The sequence below is a fragment of the Corynebacterium sp. HMSC08C04 genome (genome assembly GCF_001807495.1).
Lineage (GTDB): Bacteria > Actinomycetota > Actinomycetes > Mycobacteriales > Mycobacteriaceae > Corynebacterium > Corynebacterium simulans.
Window position 1 is genome coordinate 89,807 of sequence record NZ_KV789202.1, and the last position, 14,994, is coordinate 104,800.

Sequence of the window (14,994 nt, forward strand, 5' to 3'; positions counted from 1 at the left end):
CTACTGCCCTCCCCGTAGTGGAGAAAAGCAGGCATTATACTTTTCCGCAGCAGAACCGGGAGGCTCGCATGGCCGCACAACAGGAAGGCACCCGGCTTAGTGCCCGTACCGTGGCACGGTGGGCCATTGTTATTCCAGCATCAGTCGTACTGGGCTGGCTCTTTAGCATGTGGCACGTACCTGCGGCCTGGATTTTGGCAGCGATCCTTTCCTCCGGCGCCATGGCGCTTTTTACCGGGGAAGATCTGCACGTAAACCGGAGTTTTTATAGCCTGTCGCGCGGCTTTATTGGCATCATGGCTGCCATCCCGCTGACCGTGGTTCCGGTGGGCCAATTGCTTGGCTTCCTGCCTGCCGCCCTGACGATCTCCCTTGTCACTCTGATGGTGGGAGTTATCGGCGGCCAACTCTTACACCGCGCACGGCCACAGGATGTCTCTTCCGAAACCGGTATTTTATCTATGCTGCCGGGTGGTGCTTCGCTCATGCCCGCGCTTGCCGACGAACTCGGTGCCGACTTCCGCTACGTCGCCCTCACCCAATACCTGCGCCTCTTAGTAGTCTCGGTATCGCTACCGGCCGTGGTCGCCCTATTGGACACGCCCGCCGGCAAGGGAGCGGATCTTTCGGTCGACGGCGAAACCACCTGGTGGATAGTTGCCCTAGTGATCGCCATTGCCTTCATCGGCGAAAAGGTAGGCAGGTTCCTCCACCTCCCCGCAGCCGCGGTGCTCGGTCCCTTGCTGCTGACAGTGCTAGCCTCTTTCGTGTTGCCGGAGGGCCACACGCTCGAGCCACTCTACGCCTTTAAGGTGATGGCGTTTTTGTCCATCGGCTGGGTCTGCGGCGGCGGGCTTTCGCTGCCGGCGCTCAAGGCCTTTGCCAAGCAGCTGCCTGCCACAATTTTGTTCATCGTGGTCATTATCGGCATCTGCGCGGCCACCGCCTGGCCGCTGACCATGTGGCTACACATTTCCTACTTCGAGGCCTACCTGGCCACCAGCCCCGGCGCGCTGGAGACCGTACTCGCACTCTCGGCCGAGGGCGGGGCCGGCCCCGCGGTCATCGCAGTCCAGCTCACCCGCCTCATAGCGGTCCTCGTCGTCGCTGGTTATTTGCCACAACTCCTACGCTTGGCAAAGCGTCTGCGCCCTTAGTCAGTCTCCAGTACAGCCTCGCGCAGCACGGACATGGGGACAGAGCCGAGCGCCAAGGCCTCGGAGTGGAAGTCCCGTACGCTCATTCCCTGCTCCACGGCCTCCTGCCTGGTCTGCTGCCATAGGCGCTCGCCCAAGGCATAGGAAGGCGCCTGCCCCGGCCAGCCCAAGTAGCGGTTGACCTCAAAGTTGAGGTTCGCGTCATCCATCGCGGTGTTTTCGCGCATGAAGGTCTTCACGTGGGCCTTATCCCACTTGCCAGAGTTGCTGCAGTCCGGCAGCTTCTTGCCCAAGTGCAATCCGATGTCCACCACAACGCGGGCGGCGCGGAAACGCTGGGCGTCGAGAAGCCCCATGCGGAATCCCGGATCCTCCATATAACCCAGCTCCGCCATGAGCGCCTCAGCGTAAAGCGCCCAGCCTTCGCCGTGGCCCGAGTTCCAGGTCACCGCACGGCGCCACAGGTTGAGATCATCTTGGACCAGCGCAGAACCCAGCTGCAGATGATGGCCCGGCACGCCCTCGTGGTGAACCGTGGTCAGCTCTTGCCAGGTGTGGAAACGCTCCTGGCCAGCCGGAACTGACCACCACATGCGGCCGGGACGCGAGAAATCATCTGAAGGCGGGGTATAAAAGATGCCGCCTGTACCGGCAGGATCGATGCAGCATTCGATATCGCGGATCTGCTCCGGAATGTCGAACTCGGTGCCATCCAAATCCTTGATGACTTTCTCCGCCGTGCCCTGCATCCATTCCACGAGCGCATCGGTGCCCTCCAGCACGTAGCGCTCCTCTTGGTTGAGGTTGCGCATCGCGGCCTTCACGGTGCACTCAGAGCCATACAACTCGTGCGCGATCTTTTCTTGCTCAGCGCGGATTTCTTGGACACGCTCCAGGCCCCACTCGTAGGCCTCATCAAGATCGACGGTATCGCCGACGAAAAGCTTGGAAAACCGCTCATAGCGGTCGCGGCCCACCGCATCCTCGGTGGAAGCCTGCGGCTGTAGTTCATTGGAGAGCCAATCAGCGAACTGCCCAAAAGCGCTCTTTGCCGCCTCGACCTCAGTACCCTCGACGCCAAGGCCCTCCAGCATGGAACCGGCGTCGGCAAGCCGCTCACACTGGACGAAGACTTCGTTGATCTGGCGATGCGGCGGAATCAGGCCATGTGCCGCCGACTCCTGCAAGGAATCCTTGTATCCGCTTAGTGCGCCACCGACCTTGGACAGGCGCGAGCGAATGGCATCAAGCTGCTCAGGGGTATCCTGCGGCATCAGCAGCAAAGTATCGCGAATGGTCTGCACCGGGGAGGCGATGTTGTTGAGGCTGCGCATATCCTCGCCGTGGTGGTGCAAGTCCAGCTCTAGGCAAAGGCGATCGCGCAAGACGGCTGCGGTCACGTAATCCACATCGTCGAAGTCATCTTCATCATCGGACTCGTCAGTGGTGTCATCCAGAGCATCGACGTCAGCGACCATGTCACGGGTGCGGTCAGCAATAGCCGCGTAGTACTCCGGCGAGAAATCCTGCAGCTCGCCTTCGAATCCCGGGATGCCCCACGCCGTTGCTTCGGTAGGGCTTAGCTCCGCAAGATCGTGCACAAAGTTATCGCAGGCCGCGTCCAAGAGGGAAGGATGGCGGCTCTGGTTTGGCTCTGAACTCATGAGGGTGAAGTCTATCCTTTACCTGGAGCCTAGGGCCAACCTAGGCGCCAAACGTTGTCAGCTTGTTAGCTACTTGTTATCCCACTTCATCCCGGGATTAGTCCAACCCGCAAAGGCATCCAGAACCTGCGCTGGCGTTGGCTCAAGCACGATCGCATCCACAAAGCGGCGCTGCACGAAGCCCGCCTCTGACATGCCCGCGTACATGTCCACGAAAGGACGCCAGAATCCGGCGACGTCCACCAAGCCAACGGGGCCGTCGACGTGGCCTAGTTGCTGCATGGTCAGCACCTCCGCGAGCTCTTCGAGGGTGCCCACGCCGCCCGGCAGACACACGTAGCCATCTGCCAAGTCCTCCATGCGGGTCTTGCGCTGCGCCATGGTCTCCACCACTTCAAGTGAGGTCAGGCCAGGATGTGAAAGCTCTAGGTCCACCAGCTGTTCGGGGATCACGCCGGTGACCGTTCCGCCTCCTGCCAGACATGCATCCGCTACCACGCCCATGAGCCCCACGTTGCCGCCGCCGTAAACCAAGTTGATTCCACGATCTGCCAGCTGCCCGCCCAGCTGACGGGCTGCTTCGATATATGCTTCCGAGTTACCGGTGGCCGAGCCGCAATAAACCGCAATTGAATCCATGGACACCACACTATAGAAAGAATCCCTTAGACAATGTTGTCTAATCTTGCGGATACCTGCTAGACAATACGGTCTAGAAAATCTATACTTCTACTTATGCTCAAACCTGGTCCCGTGTTCACTCGCCCGCGCACCCCAGCGGCTAAGTGCCTTCACCTCGTGCGTTTAAACCCCATCATCACGCGCAGTGAGCTCGTCGAGGCGACAGGACTTTCCCAGCCCACCATCACCCGCGCCACCGCGGCACTGCTCCAGGCGGGCCTCGTCCAGGAAAGAAACGATCTCACCCGTTCCCGCGGCCGCGGGCGCCCCACGGTTCCGCTCGAAGTTGCCGAAAATGACTGGATCCTGGCCGGAATCGCCGTGGGCACCTCGCAAACCCACATCGGCTTCTACGACACGCTCGGGCGCACCATCCGCGAAGATGACGTACCTACCCCCGTCGCGCAGCTGAGCGAGGAGGACTTCATCGAGCACATCATGGCCGGCGTCCATCGCCTAAGCGCAGGCCTCGACCGCAAACTGGTCTCCGTGGGCATTACCACCTCCGGCACTGTCGACGCCGCGGGCCGCGTCACCGCCGCAAACCTGGGTTGGGTCGACGTCGACATCGCAGAGCGCCTGCACTATCAGTTCAGCGTGCCCGTTGTGGTTTCCTCCGCCGTGCCCGCAATCTTGGGCTCCGAAACCCAAGCCGCGGAACTTGGAAATACCGATCCGGTTCTAGTGCTTTTTGCGGATGACTCGATCGGCGCCGCGCTTTCCACTGGCGACGAAGTCTCCCAGATCATCCCCCTGCCTTCCATCGCAGAGGTGCCCCACCCAGAGGAAACCTTAACTACCGCCGCCGTGCAGAAAAAGCTAGACAACGTCGATACCTCCGCGCACCGCGAAATCCTCGATGAACGCGCTCGCCATCTAGGCCTTGTCGCGGCACAACTCATCAAGGAACATGAGCCCACCACCGTTGTGCTCGCCGGTGGAGCATTCCTTGATGACCCTGCTGCGCCGAAACGTTTCGCGGCAGTCGTACGAGAAAAAGCCGGAAAGTCCGCCCAGCTACGTCTCATCCCCTCGCATCAGGAGATCGTGGGGGCGATTACCCGCGCAATTGCGCTCGATCCCCTGCTGCGCGTGCCGCTCGAGCTAAAGGCTTAGCCGCGGGAGGAAAGCTCTGCGTCGATGCGCAGGAGGCCAGAGCCATCGTTGCCCACGAGCTTGATCTGGTCGACGATCTCGCTGACGGTGGACTCCTCCTCGATCTGCTCCTCCAGGAACCAGTTGATCATGGAGCGGGAATCCAGATCGCCGGCCGCATCAGCGGTGCGCGCGATCTCGCGAATCTGCTCGGAGACCTTCTGCTCGTGCGCGAAAGCCGCCTCGAAAGCATCCAGCGGGGTAGCTGCCTTGATGGAAGGAACTGAGATGTCAGAAAGCTCAACGCGGTAGCCGCGGTCCAGCAGGTGCTGCGCGAACTTCTGCGCGTGCGCGCGCTCCTCTTCTGCCTGCGCGTAGAACCAGTCGCGCATACCTGGGAAGGAGAGGTTATCCATCTCGTATGCCAGCTGGGTGTAAATAAGAGCAGCGCCGTGCTCGTTGTTGACCTGATTGTTCAGGAGGGTTTGCAGCTTCTCGTCCATGTCAGGAACCTTTCTCTAAGACACCCCGGAAAGTACAATTGCCTATCAAACCGGGGCGATTCATTAAGTGCAACACCAACAATACAGATTTATTTCCGTCGCGCTAGGAAGGTTTGCTTTAGCAAACATGCCGGTCAAGGCAACTTTTTGGGTTGGATCTCCTAACTTTGCTCAGGATATCCACCACTGCATTCCCCCTTAGAACAACCGCGACACAACCAAGCCACGCTTGACGACGCCGCCCTTGCCTAGAACAGCTTCGGCAGTTTCAGGCCCGGAATCGCACCAGAGAAGGCAGCACCGACTGCAGCCAGAATCGCAACAATCGCGGCTACAATGCCGCCGATTGCACCCGCGGAAGAACCCGCGTCAGGCTTTGGATCTGGTTTCGACTCTGGCTTCGGCTCTGGCTTCACTTCTGGCTCAGCAGCCGCCTTGCCATAGGTGACAGTGAGGTCAGTGTTTCCGTCCTCTAGCGGTCCCGGCTCGTAGAAGCCCAGCATCGCGTCGGAGCCAACCTTGGTGATGGACGTCTGTGCATCTGTGGTGGTGTAGGTCTTCTCTGCTGCCGGAACAATTGCTTCGCTCAACTTAAAGGTGGAGATTTCTGCGTCATCCAGGTCGGTTTCAATTGCCTCCTTGCTGCCTGGCCCCTTGGCACCGGTGGTCTTCAAGTCCGCCGTGATGGTGGCATCAGTGCCGGAAACCACCACCTTGATGTCGCTGAACGTCATATCGAGGCCATAGCCGCCATCTGGGCCCATGCCCGGGTGTGCTTTGAAGTGCAGCGAGCCATCAGTGTCGATGGTTCCGTTACCCTTTTCGTCAACCGTGGATGCGGAAGCATTCACTGGAAGCTTGAAAGAATTGTCAGCGAAGACGGCACCATCAGTGGTCTTAATCTCACCCTGCGCAAAAGGCTTTTGCAGGTAGGAAATGAAGGACTCCTTGATGGGCCAGCTGAGCTCACCGGAAGCGAGGGCAGGAATTTCCGCAGCGGAAGCAGTGGGTACTGCGAGAGCACCGGCCACGAGAGTGGTGGCGGTGAGTACAGAGATTGGCTTCATTTAGTTCTCCGAATCAGAAAGAGTGTAGATGAGAGTATGCAAACTGAGCTTTGCTATACCTAACAGAGGTTAGGCAAGGCTAAGCTTAAAGTCAAGACCTGTTTTAGTGTCGCCGATCTAACTCAGCAAAGATGCCCGAATTAAACGCAAAGGCCGCCTGGGCCTCAGAGATAAGCGCCGCCCGCTCTGCTTCTGCCAATCGCATCTCATCAATACGCTGTCGGTAACCATTGCGGTAAGGAGGAATCTTCCCGATCGCGGTGAAGTCGTAGAAGTTAAGCGCATCCGGATCAATCCCATACAGTGCACCCAACCGCGCCGCAATAACCTGGCCGCCGGAAATGTCACCGAGGTAGCGCACATAGTGATGCGCCACAACCTCAACTGCATGCTCAGGTGTAGCCAACTGCTCAAGGCGGGCCACATAAGCCGCGGTAGCCGGCAAGATGCGAACCTTATCACGCCAATCCCCTCCCAGCTGCTGAGTCAGATCGACCTCGAGAGCATCGCGGCGCTCCAAACGCGGATCGGCCACAGCGCCCGCGGTGGCCGTTTCCGCCACAGCACGCACTGTTCGCTCCAATGTCTCATACACAAACCACAGCTGACCGGTCAGATCGGCGACAGCTTTGGCATCTAGCTCTCCCGCCATGAGCCGCTGCATAAAGCTCGATCCCTCCGCCGCCCCGTGGGCACGCGCAGTCTCCTCGCGCAAAGCCAGCGATAACGGTCGATCCAGCGCAATGGTCATAAATTCTCCTTAGAAAAGTAATGCTTACCTAACTTACCGAAACCAACTTAAAGTTAGGGTTACCTAAAAATCAATATTTAAGGAGAAAATCAACCAAAAGAACTACCTGTCTAACTTGCCGCTCAGACGCTCCAAGCGCTGCAAGCTCGCACCATCCAAGCCCCGGAATTCCACCTCGACCCCGCGGTCGGCATACTTTTCCTGCACCGAATCCAGCGTCGCCACCGTGGAGGCATCCCAAATTTCGGCGCCATTTAGGTCAATAACCACGTGCTCTTCCGGCAACGTGTAGTCGAAGGCATAAACCAGATCGTTCGAGGAAGCGAAGAAAAGCTGCCCACGCACAAAGTAGGTGTTTCCTTCCAAGTCCACCGACACGAAATGCGCCACGCGGCGAGCAAAAGCCACCGACGCCGCCAGCACGCCGGCGACCACACCCACTGCCAAGTTGTGGGTAAGCAAGGTGCCCACCACGGTTACCAGCATGACCACTGTTTCCGAAAGCGGCATAAGCCGCAGCGTGCGCGGGTTAATCGAATGCCAATCCACGGTCGTACCAGCGACAATAATCATCACCGCTACCAACGCCGCCATAGGAATGCGGCCGACGGTCTCCCCCAAGACCACGACGAGGATGAGCAGGAAGACGCCGGCGAGGACCGTCGACAAGCGCGTGCGTGCCTGCGCGCCCTTCACATTGATCATGGTCTGGCCAATCATCGCGCACACACCCATTCCACCAATCAGTGCGGACAAGATGTTTCCCACGCCTTGGCCTAAGGACTCGCGCGTCTTATCGGAGTGCGTGTCCGTAATGTCGTCGACGAGCTTCGCCGTCAGCAGCGATTCCATCAGTCCCACCAGAGCCACGCCAACCACGTAAGGAGCGATGAGCTCGAGCGTCTCCAGATTCAGCGGCACGTTCGGAATAAACAATCCCGGCAGGCTCGTAGGCAGCTCACCTTGGTCGGCCACGTCCGGGACCTTCCACCCGAAAGCAATAGCCAACACCGTGACCACCAGGATGGTCACCAAAGGCGCAGGGATCACCGTGGTCAGCCGCGGCAGCACCAGCATGATCACCAGCCCCATTGCCACCAGCACGTATACCATCCACGGCACATGCTTAAGATGCGGCAGCTGCGCGGTAAACATCATGATGCCCAAAGCGTTGACGAATCCGGTCATCACCGAGCGCGGGATGAAACGCATAAGCTTGGCGACGCCCAGCATCGCCAAGATGATCTGCAAGATGCCGGCCAGCATGATGGTGGCCACCACATAGTCAAGGCCGTGACTGTGCGACAACGGCGCAATAACCAAGGCCACCGCGCCCGCCGCCGCAGAAACCATCGCGGGGCGTCCGCCGGTGAACGCGATGGAGATTGCCATGATCACCGAGGCAAACAAACCCACGCGCGGATCGAGCCCCGCCAAGATGGAAAAACTGAGAACCTCAGGAATCAGCGCCAGCGCTACCGCGAGGCCGCCGAAGACCTCCATACGAAAGCGCGCTGGCGAAGAAAATGCATATTTAAAACTGCCGAGAACAGAAGTAGGTGCGGGTTGTTGAGACACCGCACATACTCTAGCGGCCCCTAGGCCCCTTCCCTAAAAGAACCGTCAACAGTGATAACAGGCAGAACCGACCACGCAAAATTGATCCAGGCATCTGTCTTCTTCCACGAGAAATCCGGCTCAAAGATGGTCGTGGGCTTGGTGTAAATAACGGCTGACTTCACCTCAGCGGCCGTTTCCGCCAGCAGGTTGACCACGAGATCGAGGGTCTTTCCAGAATCGGCCACGTCATCGACCACCAGAACCTTCTTGCCCTGCAAGGATTCGATATCCAGCTGCGGGTTAAGCAGAACTGGCTCGGGCAAGGTCGCACCGATGTCGGTGTAGAACTCCACGTTGATTGCGCCCATTTCTTTGACGCCGATTGCATAGCCGATGGCGCCTGCTGGGATGAGGCCGCCACGGGCCACGCCCACGATGAGATCAGGGAACCACCCAGAATCAATGACTTGTTGGGAGAGCGCTCGGCTTGCCTCGCCGAATGTTTCCCACGTGAGGTTCTCGCGTTCTGAGTTAAACCATTCTGGGACGCTCATGCGGCTTGCCTGCTCCTTCGACCGACGAATCTTTTCGTATAGTCTATCGGAAAGGAACCTCGCCCAAAGTTCTTCTGAGCTTTCTTGTGTGCAAACGGGAGGGATTTCCTGCTAGCTGCTCCACTGCGCGCACCGCGCACATCACGTGCGCTTCCTTAGAGTTCGAGTAAAAGGCCTGCGCTTGTGCGGGCAGCTTGGGGACGGCATGCAAAGGCAAATCGGAGACGGACAGAAGCGTGCCATAAGGAACGCGGTAGCGGTAACCGTTTGCCGCCAGCGTGCAGGACTCCATATCCACCGCCACAGCGGTGGAGTGCTGTAGCCACTCCCACAGGTCGCGGGAGGTGCGCCATTCCCAGTTGCGGTCGTCGGTCGAGAGCACCGTGCCGGTACGCATCAAAGGATTATCGTCACCGTAGACCTCTCGCACGGAGGCCTCCAGCATGCGCTGCACTTCAGGGATAGCGGGAATCGGATTCCCCGCGCCCACCTTGCGGTTGAGAATGTGGTCCTCGCGCTGATAGGCGTTACCCAGGATGAGGTCGCCGATACGCATGCGGCCGTCCAGTCCAGCGCAGTGCCCGATCATGATCCACGCCTCGGGGCGCAGGACAGCAAGGCAGTCCGTGATTGTCTTGGCGTTGGATGGACCAACGCCAATGTTGATCATCGTGATTCCGTCCCCGCTGGCCGTGATGAGGTCAAAGCGTGGCATCTGATAGCGGGAGGTTAGGGTGAGCTCGTCGACGTCGAGAAGCACGGCGTCATTCGAATGGATCGTCTCCCCAGTAGGCAACACCAGCGCCGTGTAGCGGGAATCCTCTTTGGTGAGCTCGCGCAGGCCAAACTTCACAAACTCCGTGGTGTGCATGGCATAGTTGGTGAACAGGATGTACCTCTGCACCGTATCGACCTCGATGCCGGTGTAGTGCTCAATGCGCGCGCACGCGATGTCGAAGCGCTGCGGGCCAAAGTGGAAGAGCGGTTTTTCCTTACCGTGGAAGGCCTTCCACTCGCCGTCGATGATGGCATCGTTGACCTCGTCCAGAGTGGGGCGCGGTATCTCACCGCGGTTCTCGGGCACTGAGCCGGCGTCACGGATGTACTCCGGTGGGATGAGCTCATTCGACTGGCCTACGTAAATGTCACAGGGATAGTTCTCTGTCAGCCTTGATAGCTGCTCCGTGAGGTAATCACGCAGGAGCTGAGGTTTGGAAATGACGGCAGAAAAGCGGCCAGCCTGGTCCACGTATCCAAAGGGTTCGGAACGGTCGATGGGCTGCCATTCGCGCACGTGCACAGTGATTTTGGGATAGACCACGTGCCTATAACGATCGAAATCCCCCGTCGCGAGGGATTCACGCGCGAGGGAGCACGAGCTGTCATAGAGCTCGATGAGACGGCATACTGCCTCTTCAACAAAGTGGGCATGCTGCAGGTCAGTCATGCCAGCGAGTGTAATTCGGGTACACCATTTCGGCAGCTTCAACGGTGCCGGGAAACCGTCGAGGGACCGCTAGACTGCCCCAAGGCTATTGAATTAACGAGGGCCCACCAGCTGCGCACTGGCGGGCCCTCTCCCCATGACTAATCTTCGGCACCTGGTAAAGAAGTGGAGCGCATCTTCCCAAGTAACCGCCCGTGATTAGGCAAGCCTTAGTTTATAAAACTTTTGGATGATGGTCAAGCGTTTTCCAAACTTTTTAAACTACTTCATAAAACTGCCCATGAAGTGCATAAATGGATGAAGGGTACAATTTTGACGCATGGCACCAGATCCGATCGTTGAATTGCGAAACTCAATCTTCGAGCAACTCGGGAAGTTTTGGCGCCCCAGTGAAGACTCACCGCGCTATGGAATCGCAACCCCTGCAACCGCAATCTCGTTGCGCGAGGACGTCTCCCAAGAAATCGCCTCGCGCCTCCACGCACGCCCCGACTCCACGCCCGGAGAAAAGATCCTAGAAGCGGACACCGCAGCCACCCTCCCCTTCGGCGCACGCATCAAACCCCGCGGCATCTTCGAGGACGATTGGTCCGCCCGCCCAACGCCGGAGCGGCCCTGGCCAGTAATCCTCATTCACGGCACCTGCGACACTAAAGGCATCTGGCAGCTGCTCGGCACCCAACTCCGCGAGGACGGATGGGCAGTTTTTGCCCCTGACTACGGCAACCGAGCAACCCAGCCCATCCCTGAGTCTTCTCAACAACTGGGCTCCTACATTGATGCAGTCCTCAACGTTACCGGCGTAGAAAAAGCTATCCTCGTCGGTCACTCTCAGGGTGGGCTGTTAGCCCGTTACTGGATGCGCATCGATGGCGGCGCCGAAAAGGTCCGCCATCTCATCTGCCTAAGCTCCCCCAACCACGGCACGACGCAGGGCGGAATCGTCAGCCGACTTGTGCGCAGCGGACGCCAAGAAGCGGTGATGCGCTCCATCATTGATGGTTGGTTCGGACCAGCCGGCATGCAGCAAATCGTCGGAAGTAAGATCCTCCTCGATACAAACGTCGACGGCGACCTCGAGCCCGGCGTGACCTACACGTGCATCGCCACGAAGAACGACGCCGTGGTGGTTCCTCCCGAGACGTGCTTCCTAGACGGCAGCAAGGTCAAGGACGGCACCGTGCGCAACATCTACGTTCAGGACTTCGACAAACGCGCCGTCGTCATGCACGAGGACATGCCACTGGACAAGCGTGTGCACGCCATCGTACGCACGCTCCTTAAGCTCATTAACTAGATGCTCGGCAGCGCTGGCATTGCGGGAAGTAGCCCCGATTTCATGATCGCATGACCGATGATGGCAAACATTCCACCGAGCGCGGTCAAACCCAAGATGTAATTCCATGCTTCAGCGAAGCTGGAGGTCTGTTGCGGTGCTGGTTCCGCACAGGTTTGGGTGGGGTCGCATGTTTGCTCGGCGCTCGCCTGCGGTGCCAAGAGAAGGGAGCTGGAGAGCGTAACAACAAGGGCTAGTTTTCGCATGATTTTTCCTTAGACAAAGTGTTGAGATTTGAGTATTGATCGATTTAAATGTTGGACAATTTGTATGTGGAGATAAGTGAGTCGATGCCCGTGGGCGGACAGCGCTGCGGCAACACGCACAGCCGGCCATCGATCTCAGCTACCGTGATGTCCCATCCATAAACTTCGGACAAGGCCGCATCGGCGTAGACCTCCGGCACGGTTCCGTGGGCCACCACCTTCCCGTCCGCCATGCACACGATGTGATCGCAATACGCGGCAGCAGCGTTGAGGTCATGCAGCACCACAAGGACTGCAATTCCGCCTTGCTTAGCCAGTGCTTGGGCCAAGGAAAGTACCTGCTCCTGATGGTGGATATCCAGGGCAGCGGTGGGTTCATCGAGCAAGATAACCGGGGTTTGCTGCGCGAGCACACGGGCCAAAGCAACCCGTGCCCGCTCACCGCCCGACAGCGTAACGACGTCACGGCCGGCCAGATGCGCGACGTCGGCAGCAGCTAAGGCCGCGGCGACGATCTCTTCATCCTCAGCCTCAGATGAAGTGCCCGCCCACGGACTTCGGCCCATCGCAACCACGTCGCGCACTAGGAACTCGAAGGACACTCCAACATCCTGCAGCATCACCGCCCGCAGACGGGCCAGTTCGTTTGGGGAAAGCCCCGTGGGGTCAAGCTCAGCCAGCTGTACGCTTCCGGAGTATTCAAGGTCTCCCGCGACCGCGGCCAATACCGTCGATTTGCCGGCGCCATTCGGCCCGATGAGACCCGTAACCTCGCCAGGTTGTGCGTCGAAAGAAACGGCGTCGACAAGCTTGCGGTGCCCAATTTCAACAGTAAGTCCCCGCACCGAAATCATGAGTGCATCCCTTTTCGCATCATCCGCCGCAACAACACAAAGAAACAGGGGCCACCCACTAGCGCGGTGAAGATTCCGATGGGCAAGTCCGCAAAGGGAATCAGCGTACGTGCAGCAACGTCGGCAAACCCGATGAGTACCGCGCCAGCAAGAGCCGAGGCTGGTAACAAGATTTTGTTCGCAGGCCCCACGATGGTGCGCAACAGGTGCGGCACGATGAGTCCCACGAAACCGATGAGGCCAGCAAAGGACACTGCGCCCGCGGTCAGCACCGCAGAAGCAACGATCGCGGCGATACGCAACCTTTGGACGTTGATGCCGATATGCCCCGCCGCGCGTTCGCCCAAGGCTAAGGCGTCGAGCTGCTCACCCAAGCGGAAAGCCACGAACGCTCCTAATGCAGCCACTGGCAGCACCACCCAGACGTGCTTCCACTGCGCGCCGTTGAGGGATCCCATTTGCCAGAAAATGATCTGCTCCCGGTTGGCGGTGGGCGCCAGATAAACCATGAAGGAGATGACCGCATTGCACACTGCGTTAATAGCGATGCCGGTCAGGATCAGGTTGACAACGGCCACGCGTCCGCCATGGCGAGCGAGTTGATAGATCAACGCGGTAACGGCAAGTGCCGTGAGAAAAGCTGCGGCAGGCACGATGAAGGTGCCCAGCAAGGAGACGTTGAAGACGATGACCACGGCAGCGCCCACGCCAGCGCCGGAGGTCACGCCGATGATGGAGGGCTCTGCCAAGGGGTTGGCAAAGACGGCCTGCATCAAGGTGCCAGCCACGCCAAGCGACGCCCCGACCAAAAAGCCCAGTGCGATTCGTGGAAGGCGAATCTCCCACACCACATTGGCGGACAAGGCCTCTTGGTGCGGACCGCCGGCAAGGATTGGAAACAGATCCTGCACAGGCACGTAGTACTGGCCCAACACGATGGAGACCAGCGCAGCGGCACACAGCAGCACCGCCAGGACGATGAAGACCCACGTTCTTTTGCGCTGGCGCTTCTCAAAAACGTCAGGCTGTGCGTTCAGCGTTGTATTAAGCGTCTGGAGCATAAACTGCCTTCGCCAATTTGATGAGCGTCTGCCCCGTCATCGGCCCGAAAGCCAAGGATTGCCCATCCGGGATGGTGACGATTCTCTGCTTCTTTCCGGCAGTGGTCTGTGCGACACCTGGGCGCTGCATGAGGCCGTCGATTCCGCCGGTCGACTCCAAGCCGTTGGTCATCATGATGATCACCTCGGGGTCGATCTTGGCCAAGGCCTCGGCGTTTGCTGGTTCGGCGTAGGACAGATGGTTTTCGGTTCCGAGATCCACGCCACCGACTCCCTCGATGAGGTCGCGGGCGCCCGTGCCCTCTCCCATGATGAAGAAGACACCACCGTTGCCACGCGCGTAGAGGAATGCCATGCGCATGGGCTCGTCTGGCACCAGCTCGGCGATGGCGGCCTTCGCCTCATCGATTTCCTTAATTGACCTCTCCCCCAGCTCCTTTGCTTCTTCGGGCAGGCCGACGACCCCGCCAAGCTTCGCAATGTCCTCGCCAACCGAATCGATGGTGCGCTGCGGTTCCATGACCACAGTGGTCACGCCAGCGGCGCGAATCTGATCGATTGCGTCGCGCGGCCCGATGGAGTGATCGACAATCACCAGCGTGGGCTCGAGCGAGAGAACAGCCTCAACATTGATATTGTGTCCGCCTTCGGTAACCACCGGCAGATCCTGTAGGTTGGGTTCGGTTGAGGAAACAGTGCGACCGACGATGTTGTCCGCTAGGCCTAAGCCAGTCAGCGATTTGGTGTAGGTGCCATAGATGTCGAGAGCCAAGATGCGCGAGACGTCATTGACGGTCACATCGTTGCCGTCAGCGTCCGTGAGTTCTACTGGCAGCTGCGGTTCCACGGAATCCGCCACTGGTTCGATGTCTTTGAAGTCGCTGACGTTACTTAGTCCGGTAAAGGAACGAGGGTCGCTCACGCTATCTGCTGCGGGCAGTTCACTCGTTAGGTCCTCATACCCGCCTTGGACGCCACACGCGCCGAGAGTCAGCGCGCACACCAGCGTCAGAAAAATAGAGGAGAACTTTTTCATGTTTTAGGTCTTTTCTCTTTTT

General features: G+C 58.9%; 15 protein-coding genes. 3 read left to right on the forward strand and 12 right to left on the reverse strand.

Annotation, left to right across the window (positions count from 1 at the left end):
* Nucleotides 1-68 precede the first annotated feature (68 nt).
* Nucleotides 69-1,157, forward strand: coding sequence for an AbrB family transcriptional regulator (locus tag HMPREF3169_RS03575; protein WP_070433352.1), 1,089 nt, complete (start codon nucleotides 69-71; stop codon nucleotides 1,155-1,157).
* On the opposite strand, the gene HMPREF3169_RS03580 is transcribed toward HMPREF3169_RS03575, so the two are convergent.
* The gene (locus HMPREF3169_RS03580; RefSeq protein WP_070455699.1) at nucleotides 1,154-2,821 is read right to left on the reverse strand and encodes a DUF885 domain-containing protein; all 1,668 of its coding nucleotides are present in this window, start codon (nucleotides 2,819-2,821) and stop codon (nucleotides 1,154-1,156) included. The two genes, HMPREF3169_RS03575 and HMPREF3169_RS03580, sit on opposite strands and share 4 nt — an antisense overlap.
* A gap of 69 nt (nucleotides 2,822-2,890) precedes the next feature.
* On the reverse strand, nucleotides 2,891-3,460 hold the full coding sequence (locus HMPREF3169_RS03585) for an LOG family protein (RefSeq protein WP_062039239.1): 570 nt from the start codon (nucleotides 3,458-3,460) through the stop codon (nucleotides 2,891-2,893).
* A 96-nt stretch (nucleotides 3,461-3,556) separates the two neighbouring features.
* On the opposite strand from HMPREF3169_RS03585, the gene HMPREF3169_RS03590 reads away from it, so the two are divergent.
* Complete coding sequence (locus HMPREF3169_RS03590) at nucleotides 3,557-4,618, forward strand: ROK family transcriptional regulator (RefSeq protein ID WP_070455701.1); 1,062 nt, start codon at nucleotides 3,557-3,559, stop codon at nucleotides 4,616-4,618.
* Here HMPREF3169_RS03590 and HMPREF3169_RS03595 read toward each other — a convergent pair.
* From HMPREF3169_RS03595 to amn, 6 genes are all read right to left on the reverse strand, one after another.
* On the reverse strand, nucleotides 4,615-5,100 hold the full coding sequence (locus HMPREF3169_RS03595; protein WP_070433350.1) for a ferritin: 486 nt from the start codon (nucleotides 5,098-5,100) through the stop codon (nucleotides 4,615-4,617). The genes HMPREF3169_RS03590 and HMPREF3169_RS03595 overlap by 4 nt on opposite strands.
* A 248-nt stretch (nucleotides 5,101-5,348) precedes the next feature.
* Entirely contained in the window at nucleotides 5,349-6,167 is an 819-nt protein-coding gene (locus HMPREF3169_RS03600; RefSeq protein ID WP_062036334.1) for an HtaA domain-containing protein, read from the reverse strand.
* A 103-nt stretch (nucleotides 6,168-6,270) separates the two neighbouring features.
* A complete protein-coding gene (locus tag HMPREF3169_RS03605; RefSeq protein WP_070455702.1) occupies nucleotides 6,271-6,918 on the reverse strand; it encodes a biliverdin-producing heme oxygenase in 648 nt (215 codons plus the stop codon).
* Between the two features lie 102 nt (nucleotides 6,919-7,020).
* Entirely contained in the window at nucleotides 7,021-8,421 is a 1,401-nt protein-coding gene (locus tag HMPREF3169_RS03610) for a SulP family inorganic anion transporter (protein ID WP_061919935.1), read from the reverse strand.
* A 95-nt stretch (nucleotides 8,422-8,516) separates the two neighbouring features.
* A complete protein-coding gene (locus HMPREF3169_RS03615) occupies nucleotides 8,517-9,032 on the reverse strand; it encodes a phosphoribosyltransferase (RefSeq protein ID WP_061919934.1) in 516 nt (171 codons plus the stop codon).
* Nucleotides 9,033-9,075: 43 nt separating this feature from the next.
* Nucleotides 9,076-10,479, reverse strand: coding sequence for an AMP nucleosidase (gene amn, locus HMPREF3169_RS03620; RefSeq protein ID WP_070455704.1), 1,404 nt, complete (start codon nucleotides 10,477-10,479; stop codon nucleotides 9,076-9,078).
* A gap of 319 nt (nucleotides 10,480-10,798) precedes the next feature.
* On the opposite strand from amn, the gene HMPREF3169_RS03625 reads away from it, so the two are divergent.
* Nucleotides 10,799-11,776 (forward strand): esterase/lipase family protein, encoded by a 978-nt coding sequence (locus HMPREF3169_RS03625; protein ID WP_083286048.1) that lies wholly within the window; start codon nucleotides 10,799-10,801, stop codon nucleotides 11,774-11,776.
* Here HMPREF3169_RS03625 and HMPREF3169_RS03630 read toward each other — a convergent pair.
* The 4 genes from HMPREF3169_RS03630 to HMPREF3169_RS03645 are packed head-to-tail and all read right to left on the reverse strand — an operon-like array spanning nucleotide 11,773 to nucleotide 14,972.
* Complete coding sequence (locus HMPREF3169_RS03630) at nucleotides 11,773-12,021, reverse strand: hypothetical protein (RefSeq protein ID WP_070455706.1); 249 nt, start codon at nucleotides 12,019-12,021, stop codon at nucleotides 11,773-11,775. The two genes, HMPREF3169_RS03625 and HMPREF3169_RS03630, sit on opposite strands and share 4 nt — an antisense overlap.
* A 44-nt stretch (nucleotides 12,022-12,065) precedes the next feature.
* Nucleotides 12,066-12,875, reverse strand: coding sequence for a heme ABC transporter ATP-binding protein (locus HMPREF3169_RS03635; protein ID WP_070455708.1), 810 nt, complete (start codon nucleotides 12,873-12,875; stop codon nucleotides 12,066-12,068).
* Entirely contained in the window at nucleotides 12,872-13,936 is a 1,065-nt protein-coding gene (locus tag HMPREF3169_RS03640; RefSeq protein WP_061919926.1) for a FecCD family ABC transporter permease, read from the reverse strand. Before HMPREF3169_RS03640 ends, HMPREF3169_RS03635 begins: the two co-directional genes overlap by 4 nt.
* Nucleotides 13,920-14,972 (reverse strand): heme/hemin ABC transporter substrate-binding protein, encoded by a 1,053-nt coding sequence (locus HMPREF3169_RS03645; protein WP_070433344.1) that lies wholly within the window; start codon nucleotides 14,970-14,972, stop codon nucleotides 13,920-13,922. Before HMPREF3169_RS03645 ends, HMPREF3169_RS03640 begins: the two co-directional genes overlap by 17 nt.
* Between the last annotated feature and the right edge of the window lie 22 nt (nucleotides 14,973-14,994).